Source organism: Okeania sp. SIO3B5, from assembly GCF_010692555.1.
Lineage (GTDB): Bacteria > Cyanobacteriota > Cyanobacteriia > Cyanobacteriales > Microcoleaceae > Okeania.
In genome coordinates, this window is record NZ_JAAHHG010000582.1 from 1 (window position 1) to 6,032 (window position 6,032).

At 36.8% G+C, this 6,032-nt stretch carries 5 protein-coding genes and 1 pseudogene; 1 reads left to right on the top strand and 5 read right to left on the bottom strand.

Annotated elements, in window-relative coordinates:
• The 4 genes and pseudogenes from F6K54_RS38630 to F6K54_RS38645 all read right to left on the bottom strand — a co-directional run.
• Positions 1–551 (bottom strand): annotated as a pseudogene (locus F6K54_RS38630) (RNA-guided endonuclease InsQ/TnpB family protein); the annotation flags it as partial.
• 644 nt (positions 552–1,195) lie between these two features.
• Complete coding sequence (locus F6K54_RS43555) at positions 1,196–1,468, bottom strand: element excision factor XisI family protein (protein ID WP_366558367.1); 273 nt, start codon at positions 1,466–1,468, stop codon at positions 1,196–1,198.
• A gap of 104 nt (positions 1,469–1,572) precedes the next feature.
• The gene (locus F6K54_RS38640) at positions 1,573–1,812 is read right to left on the bottom strand and encodes an element excision factor XisI family protein (protein WP_293089430.1); all 240 of its coding nucleotides are present in this window, start codon (positions 1,810–1,812) and stop codon (positions 1,573–1,575) included.
• 96 nt (positions 1,813–1,908) lie between these two features.
• Positions 1,909–2,979, bottom strand: a complete 1,071-nt coding sequence (locus F6K54_RS38645) for a DUF1822 family protein (protein ID WP_293089432.1) — start codon at positions 2,977–2,979, stop codon at positions 1,909–1,911.
• 179 nt (positions 2,980–3,158) lie between these two features.
• Between F6K54_RS38645 and F6K54_RS38650 the strand changes: the two genes are divergently transcribed.
• Entirely contained in the window at positions 3,159–3,413 is a 255-nt protein-coding gene (locus tag F6K54_RS38650) for a hypothetical protein (protein ID WP_293089434.1), read from the top strand.
• 690 nt (positions 3,414–4,103) lie between these two features.
• Here F6K54_RS38650 and purB read toward each other — a convergent pair.
• Positions 4,104–5,399, bottom strand: coding sequence for an adenylosuccinate lyase (gene purB, locus F6K54_RS38655; protein ID WP_293089436.1), 1,296 nt, complete (start codon positions 5,397–5,399; stop codon positions 4,104–4,106).
• Positions 5,400–6,032 lie beyond the last annotated feature (633 nt).

A 6,032-nucleotide genomic window follows, 5' to 3' on the forward strand; every position in this document is an offset into this window, starting at 1 on the left:
TCTCCAACCTCAGTAGCGCCAGAATCTCCCGAAGCGTTAGGATCGTCGATCCAAGTTCCGATGTGCCCCATCGTACTTAAGGCAGAATTGAGAATATTAATTGCGGCATTGTGGTCTCGGTCTAACTCACATCCACATCGACAAACATGAGTTCGAGTTGATAGTGATTTCTTCACCTTTGTGCCACAATTTGAGCAATTTTGGCGCTTTTTAGGCAGGGTTAACTGCAACTGTTACCTTGCCAAACTTAGTCCCAAAATACTCTAACCACTTCCTAAATTGATACCAACCTGCATCATTAATAGACTTGGCCAGACAATGATTTTTCACCAAATTCTTAATCCTCAAATCTGCCTCCGGCGCGCCGCTCCGCGTCTACATAAGCTACCACATCGTTAGAGTGGACTACGCAACGCGCCAGTCACAGGCGCGTGTTCTTCACGTTGCCTACTTATTTTGAGGTGTACTCTACTCAGTTTATTAATGGCGCGCTTGCGGTTGGCACTGCCTTTATGCTTGCGAGAAACACGACGCTGATAGAATTTCATCCGTAGAAAGGGTATAAATTTTTGCATCCTATATTGACGAAAAATAGAAGGTTGTAGCTTTTTATAAGGAAAATTTCTTATTTTTAAACACAAGATAGGCACAATAAACTATGTATCCACATGATACCAAATCGCTGAAATAACGCAAGTACGTAAAATATTTTGTAACAATTAGCCGAAATCAGAGATTTTTTTGATAAGCATAAAAAATGATAATAGTTGATTATATTTTTTTTACTTATACTTTTGCGTTCTTGCGGGAAACTGTTTTTTAATTTTGGTCATAGAAGAAAGCGATCGCAACTTCTGGATTTTAAATAGGGCTATCAACAGAATAGGTAATTAATTTTGTATAAGCATTTAAATAGTGAGAAATAGAAGCTGTAAGCATTTCCTGCGGAATGATTACTAGGGCGTGTCATCAATTAAATCTGAAAGTGCTATGTAGCAAGAGTTTTGAACTTTTGGCCTAGAAATACTCCAGACGCTAAAAACCTTGACTCACAAAGCTTATAGTTCTAATTGATGACAGATCCTAGAAGCTTATGAAAGTTATATGAGTTTTTTAGTGCAGTAGAAAATCCATACGAAAAACTTTGGCACAGAATATACAATTAATTTTGCATAAGCACTTAAAGTAACAATTTCTAACTTACCGAAAAATCAGAAAACTGTCGCACAAAAGGCGAACGAAAAGGCGAACGAAAAGCCAAAACAATATCCGATTTTGGCACACCTAAATCTAATAATTGTTGAGCAATTCCTTGCTCGGTAAAATCTTGCTGAATCCAAATTTTGCCATCTTTAACTTCCCAGGTGGGAAGTCCCGCGCTCTCCCGTTGGCGGAGGATGGTGGCGGCAGCTATTAGGGGAGCGTCGTATGGGAAAGCCAGGGCCTTGAGTCGGATACCTCCACAAATAAAACCTTCCTATACCCTTGACAAGCTAGGAGGTATTTTGTTTTTATTATCAAGGTCAACACAGGGGGAGGACATCACCTCTGCCAAAATAGCGGTCATTTTTTTCATGACTGAAGAATCCTGCGTTGTCGCGCTATGCGCAACGTCGGGAGTATGTCAATATCAACATGAATAGAACAACCATAATCCCGTTGTTCATTTTGCCAACGCAAAGAAATTAAGAGGTAATGATTTCTTTCAGAATCCAAAATCAGTTGTGTTTCATATTGTGAATCTTGAGTATGATATTGATAGTGTTCTTTAACTATTTGCATGACAATTTCTGAATAATTTAATCGCTCCATAAAATAATTACCTCTAAAGTAGCGTTAACCCGTAGGGACGTTGCATGCAACGTCCCTACATTATGGGTAATTAATGTATTTTATTTTATATCTAAACTAAATAACAAAATCCTCACTAATTACAGCCTCACCCACCACTAATTGTACCGTAAATTCTTCCCCTAATTCTCCTTCCAACTGACATTGAATAATCTTATCTTCACTTCTAGCTGTCACTTCTTGAAAAACTTCATTTTCACTTAAAACAATAAGTTTCAAATTAGGAGGGAGATAAACATCATCCCCAGTCGGATAAACCCGTAAAGTTATTTCTACTTCAGGATAATTATCATTTTCTCGTTCTAAATTTACCAATAAAACTACAGGATGACTTAACATATATGCTTGTAAATTAATTAATTTTCCAGCTTTAATTTCTGCGCTTCTAACTAATTCTAATTGTGAAGGAGTTAATAATTCATTTGCTGCTTGCCATCCAGATGTCAAAATATTCTCAAACCATTGAGTTAAATTAACCTGACTAGGTATGATTTCTACATCTATAATAGGAACACCTAACATCTTTGAAAGTAAACCCTGTTTATGCAAAGATTCCATTTGCTCACAAGCAAATTGAGAACCTTTAAAAACCAAAATTATACTACCTATTCTAATTTCCATTACCCTAATATAAGGACATCCTGTTATCGCCCTAACTTTGTTCTCAATTTCTAACAATTGTTTTGCTGAAACATCATCGGGTATTCTAATTAATAAACTTCTTTCTTTTTCAAAATTAGGAGGTTGAGGCTGCTTTCTATATTTAGAATTAAACAAATGAAAAATGATATCTTGAGGATTACCAATTTCTTGTTTAAGTAATTTTTGTAAGCAAAAATGAATCCCTTTTTTCCTTTTATCATTACTTAGTTTAGTTCTGAGAGATTCAACTGATGTAATATCTTCCAGTTCAGCAACCATATCTGGAAGTTGTTTTCCTACTAATACCATTAACAAATACTGCTTGTGAAATTTGCTTAAGCCTTCTCCCACTCGCGAGTATTCCTTTTTAATTTTTTCTAAGTCAACAATTAAATCATTAACATTCCAAGTAGCTTGAGCTTCAGCATAAAAATTATAATTAACTAAATCTTGAATAAATTTATAATTACTTGCAGTTTGATTCATCGAATTTACCTAGAAACGATTTTTTTGATGATATTCATCATTTTATCATTGTTGTTAATAATGACCGTTAGTGAGGAATAATTTCAATTATCAATTCGCTTTGTAAAGTATTAATTGAGAGGCAAAAAAATGTTTGATTAAGCCTCATCAATTCTACTTGAAAAAGGAGTCATTTTCTTATGAGCAATTCTATCGTCGCAACAACTACAGCAGGCGGTGTATTAACTATTCTTGGTGGAGTAGCTACTACAGGTGGCACATTAGCAACCGTTACTGAAGCAACTGACTTGTATAGCTACCACAACTGGGGGTGTCGGTATTACTACTATAGCAACGGCAACAAGTACAGTAACTTCAGTAGCGATCGCTTCCGTAGTTGCAGTAGCAGCAGCACCAGTTGCAGTCGGAGCATTAGTTTGGTGGTTACTGCGTGATTAATTTTGCCTAAGCAGCGTTTAAATTTGTGGGGTGCGTTGCAATGCACCCTACGCCATTAACCAAATTAAATTATTAAAATTAAGGAGTTTATTATGGAATTTTGGCAAGACTGATGGCAAGGTACAAAAAGAATTTTCTCTAAATCATGCCTAATACCAAATTGATAAATGTTTGCTACAAATATCTAGGGTATTTCTTAGGAGTCAGGAGTCAGGAGTTAGGAGTCATAATGAATAACTTTAATTCCATTTTTTAGGGCGTAAATTATATTTTTTGTCAAAGGGACATCTCTTGTAAAGTCTTTTTATCGCTCTTACTATTTGTAACATTCTTTTTTCAAATTGGTATAAGGCGTAAAACAAATGATATAGTTCCGCTCAACCCGGTTTTACTTTAATTAGGTGCAGTTAGCGGAACTACAAATTGAGATTTTTTCTTATAGAAACTTCTGTTTAGGAGCTATCAAAATCCTTAATTGAAATTACTGATTAATTCAGATATAAAAACAATTTAACCAAATTTAACGCTATAATTTGGCATTAATAAATAAGTAAGTTATAGCTTCAATAATTTAACCTAAATTGTCAAAACAGCCAAGTATTTTCTTGGTTTATTTTTCTTGAACACTCAACATTTAAAAGTCACTATCAAGGGAAAAAAATCTCTAAATACTCAAACATCAAACTTCAAATACCTAATCTTTGATACACATCATCCAAATGTTTTAAATGATGTTTCGGGTCAAAACAAGCTGCAACTTCTGCCTCAGATAACTTACTTTGAATTTCTTCATTTTTGCAAATCAAATCCTGAAAATTACCATTAGGTTGATTCCAAGCTTGATGAGCGCAAGACTGAACAATTTCATAAGCATCCTCTCGAATCATGCCTTTTTCTACTAAAGCCAAAAGCACTCGCTGACTAAAAATAACCCCTCCATAAACATTCATATTTCGCTTCATGTTTTCTGGATAAACTAACAAATTTTTGACTAAATTAGTAGTTTCTTTTAGCATAAAATGAGTTAAAATGCAAGCATCCGGCAAAATCACTCTTTCAACAGAACTATGAGAAATATCCCGTTCATGCCAAAGAGCAACATTTTCCAAAGCAGCAACAGCATGACCTCGCACAATTCTCGCCATTCCCGTTAACCTTTCCGAACGAATGGGGTTGCGTTTGTGAGGCATTGCACTCGAACCTTTTTGACCCTTAGAAAAATATTCCTCAACCTCTAAAACATCAGTACGCTGGAGGTTACGAACTTCTACAGCAAAACGTTCTATAGAAGCAGTCAGCAACGCTAAAGTTTGCACATACTCAGCATGGCGATCGCGTGAAATTACTTGAGTAGATGCCGTATCCGGTTGAAGTCCCAGTTTTTGGCAAGCGATCGCTTCAACTCGTGGGTCAATATTTGCATAAGTTCCCACTGCTCCAGAAATCTTACCCACAGCAATATTATCGCGCATTTTTACCAATCTCTGGCGGTTCCGACAAACCTCTGCCAACCATCCTGCCAACTTAAAACCAAAAGTCATAGGTTCCGCATGAATACCATGGGAACGACCTACCATCACAGTTTCCCGATGCTGTTGTGCCTGATAACGAATTGCTTGTCCCAACTCTTCAACACATGACAACAACAAATCTAGACTCGCAACCATCTGTAATGCTAATGCAGTATCCAAAACATCAGAACTTGTTAACCCTAAGTGAATATACCGCCCAACATCGCCAACATATTCATTCACATTTGTCAAGAAAGCAATAACATCATGGCGGACTTCTGCCTCAATTTCGAGAACCCGTTTTGGGTCAAAATTAGCCTTGGCCTTGATTTCTTCTACAGCTTCAGTAGGTATATAACCAAGTTCTGCCTGAGCTTCACAGACAGCTATTTCTACTTGTAACCAAGTTTTTAGCTTGGCATTCTCAGTCCAAAGTTCACCCATTTCGGGCAAGGTGTAACGTTCAATCACACTCTATAATAAAATTAAAACAACCGTTACATTGTATAGCAGGGAACAGGGAACATGGAACAGGGAACAGTTGAAAAAAAATTTTCGGCGTTGGTGAAGCGCGTGTATGATATTAATCTTAATTATTGAGGAGTCAGGAGTCAGTCCTCAGGAGTCAGGAGGGAAGAAAGAAGAATAAAGAGGAATATAAGGAGAAAGTTTTTTGTTCGGGCTCTTATCCGGAAATGATATAATACCTCTTTTCACCAACGCCAAATTTTCTAGTCTAAGATTCGTCATATCATGTCTGCTTGAATACTTATACTTTGCTGGAAGGAAGGCAGAAGGCAGGAGAGTTTCTTTCAATTGAAACTTAATTCTATTGAATTTTTTTAAGCAATTATCGAGATTTATCGTCCAAAAAAGCACTCTGCGATAGGGGTGAAGCTACAATCAGAGGGATAGAATTTTGTTCTACTTGTGCGATCGCTCAGTAATAATACCAAGGCAATAAGTCATATATTTAATTGACACTCCCCGCTCTAAAGAGACGGGGATTCTTGGTTCCGCGACAATACTTGCTCAACCAAGCTTGCGCCAAGCTGAGTAGAGGTTTCATCTCCCCAAGCGTTTTCTGCGTCTAGCGCAGTAGTT